The organism is Bradyrhizobium sp. 31Argb (genome assembly GCF_043638955.1).
Classification (GTDB): domain Bacteria; phylum Pseudomonadota; class Alphaproteobacteria; order Rhizobiales; family Xanthobacteraceae; genus Bradyrhizobium.
In genome coordinates this window covers 1-665 of sequence record NZ_JBEGDB010000682.1, presented here as the reverse complement: position 1 = coordinate 665, position 665 = coordinate 1, and the positions used below count along the sequence as shown (strand labels likewise).

General features: G+C 58.2%; 1 protein-coding gene. It reads right to left on the bottom strand.

Annotated elements, in window-relative coordinates:
* Window positions 1-665, bottom strand: a 665-nt coding sequence (locus tag AAFX91_RS42255; protein WP_394570421.1) for an AMP-binding protein, incomplete at both ends; no start/stop codon positions are given.

Here is a 665-nt window from a genome sequence, read left to right as displayed (position 1 = left end):
GCCACCCCCGCCCCGCCGATGCAGAGCTCCCCCACCGCCCCGAACGGCACCGGCGCCCCATGACCGTCCAGCAGATAGATCCGAAGATCGGGAATGCGCCTTCCGATCTGACTGCCCGAATCGGTGGTGTCAGACTGATCAAGAGACCGATAGGTGACATGCACGGTCGTTTCCGTAATACCGTACATGTTGATCAGTTGTGGGGCGCGATCTGAATGCCTTGCATACCACGGCTTCAGAATGGATGGCTCCAGAGCCTCTCCACCAAAAATAACGTAGCGAAGGCGGTTTCGAGCAGCGCTCTGACGCTCCAGATCCACAAGAGCTTTAAAAGCCGAAGGGGTCTGATTCAGAACTGTAACGCCGGACTTGCAGATGAGATCATCGAAGTCAGGAGCAGAGCGAGCGGTGTCGCTCGGCACAAGAATCAAACGACCGCCATAACGCAGTGCGCCCCACAACTCCCACACTGAGAAGTCGAACGAGAAGGAATGGAACAGGCACCATACGTCCTGTTCAGTGAAACCATACCATTCCTGCGTCGCCTCGAACAAACGAACGATCTGAGCATGCTCGACCATGACGCCCTTGGGCGTGCCTGTGGATCCCGAGGTGTAGATCACGTAGGCGAGATGGCGGGAGGTGAGGCCGAGCGCGCGCGGGTC